Annotated in this window: 2 protein-coding genes and 1 pseudogene; 2 read left to right on the plus strand and 1 reads right to left on the minus strand. The window is 61.4% G+C overall.

Annotation, left to right across the window (positions count from 1 at the left end):
• Nucleotides 1–453: pseudogene (locus tag ABWP50_RS00530) on the plus strand (hypothetical protein); the annotation flags it as partial.
• A 67-nt stretch (nt 454–520) separates the two neighbouring features.
• Here the strand turns inward: ABWP50_RS00530 and ABWP50_RS00535 are convergent.
• Nucleotides 521–736: a hypothetical protein gene (locus tag ABWP50_RS00535; RefSeq protein WP_353216026.1), complete on the minus strand. Its 216-nt coding sequence runs from the start codon at nt 734–736 to the stop codon at nt 521–523.
• 206 nt (nt 737–942) lie between these two features.
• Here ABWP50_RS00535 and ABWP50_RS00540 point away from each other — a divergent pair, with 206 nt between their 5' ends.
• The gene (locus tag ABWP50_RS00540; RefSeq protein ID WP_353216027.1) at nt 943–1,362 is read left to right on the plus strand and encodes a CBS domain-containing protein; all 420 of its coding nucleotides are present in this window, start codon (nt 943–945) and stop codon (nt 1,360–1,362) included.
• The last annotated feature ends 780 nt before the right edge of the window (nt 1,363–2,142 follow it).

Genomic DNA, 2,142 nt, shown 5'->3' on the forward strand with positions numbered 1-2,142 from the left:
CGTCCCCGCGAAGAGCGCCCGCGTGATGAGCGGCCCCGCGATGAACGGCCTTCAGATGATCGCAGCCGTGATCGTAACCGCCGTGATTGGCAGCGTGATCGCCGCGATGGCCGTCCCGATCGGGACGATTCGCAGCGTCAGACGCCTGAGGCGGATGCCGTTGATGAACGCGAATTGCTGTTGCAGGCGCTGCCGCCGCCGGTTGCCCGGCCTGCTGTTCGGCGCGAGGCCAGTGCGGCGCCGCGCGAACTGGAGGCGGAAACGCCAAGGCGGGCGGTTCGGGCACGCACCCAGGACGTTGCGCCGCTGCCTACGGCCATGCCGGCGGCAGCATTGGTGCCGGCAAGTGTTGCTGACACTGCGGCAGCAACCGATTCGGCCGAGCCAGCAGCACCGAAGCGGCGTGGCCGGCCGCGCAAGGTCGTGACGGAAACCGAATCAGGGACCGAATAAGGCCTGAGCACGGGCAAGTTGTGGACGCCCGAGTGCGGGCCATTGCTTGCCCGCCGTCAGGAGGCGGTCAATTGTCGTGGGAGCGGCGGTCGACATCGTCATCATGGCCTGATCGGGCGGACACAAACACCAGACCCATCAGTGCGCCGGTCAGCAGCAATGTGCCGGCAACGCCGCCCGCGACGGCTGCATAAAGCTCCCAGCGCGCGGGTGCACCGCTGGCATGGAGCCAGGCAGATGCTGCGAACACCGCCGCGATCGCAATGCCAGTGGTGATCGCCATCAATTTGCGAAATGGCGCCCAGATGGATGGTTGGCCAATTCTGTCCGCCGATTGCTCGTCGCGGCCACCGGGATGGATTTTGCCGGGTTTTGGCGCCCCATTGCCCGATTGTAGATCTTCCACCTGAGCCTTTGCCTTCCTGCGCAGAACGGCGCATCATTTGCCTGTTCAACCGGCGTACAACGCCAAACAGGGAGACGCGAATCATGATTGGTTCGATTCTCGTCGGCAAAAAGCCGCTCGTCACTGTTGGAACCGATACCACGGTTCGCCAGATCGCGGCCTTGCTGCACGAACATCGCATCGGCGCTGTCCTGGTGATCGATGCAGATCATATTCTTGGCCTGGTCAGCGAACGCGACATCTGCCGATGCCTGCACACGCATGGTTCCGGGGTGCAGGACCTCAGTGCCCGTGATGTGATGACCAGTCCGGTCGCGGTGATCGATTCGCACGCCTGTGTCAGTGACGCGATGGCAATCATGACCGACCGGCGGTTTCGCCATCTGCCTGTGGTGGACGACGGCAAACTGCTTGGCATGGTGTCGATCGGCGATCTGGTGAAGCGCCGAATCGAGGACGCCGAGGCAGAAGCCGATTCGCTCAAGCACTACATCAGCAGCTGAACCCGGCGTAGGGGACAGGCCGGGCGGCCGAAAAGCGAAGCCGCCGCCGATTCTGCACCATAGCAGCGGATGCGGCTGCCGCTTTGGCGGCAGGTAAGCAGGGTGTGCAGCGGCGAAGAGTTCACATCTTCCACGGTGGGGACATATAATTTCACAAATTGGCAAAAAACCGCTTGCCAGCCGGGGGGTCCGCCCATAGAGGAGCGCTCCCGGCCGACGACGAGCACCGCTCCGAACCGAAAGCCAAGGCAACAGCAGCGGTCGTCAGACCCACTCCAAAGGTGGGAAGGCAGTCACTGCGGCTCCGGGAATTTGGGACTGCCCGAGCAATCGGAACGAACCGGAAAAAAGTTGTTGACGGGATGCTCGAAGCGGACGATAGACCGCCCCCGTCGCCGACGACGAACCCACCGATCGGAAGCAAAGCTTCTGACAATGTGTTCGCCGCCGACATCGGACAAGATGCTGGCTTGGAACCTGCTAACGCAGGGGGCAAGCAAGCATCGCTCTTTCTCATCGTAGGTTAAAATGAAGGGACATGTGGGCGGCGGTCCACGGTTCGGGGGTTCAGGCTCCGGATACCGTGGTTAAACCAAAGCTTATATGTCTCAATACCACAAAGCACACCGGCTTTATGCCGGTTACGTTAGTGATCTTGTGAACAGAATAAGCTCCTGAATATCAGTCAGTCGCAAACGGTTTTCCCCGTAGCGGCTGGTTGCAATAACTTGAGAGTTTGATCCTGGCTCAGAACGAACGCTGGCGGCATGCCTAACACAT

It is taken from the genome of Sandarakinorhabdus sp. (assembly GCF_040398645.1).
In the GTDB taxonomy this organism is placed as follows: Bacteria; Pseudomonadota; Alphaproteobacteria; order Sphingomonadales; family Sphingomonadaceae; genus Sandarakinorhabdus.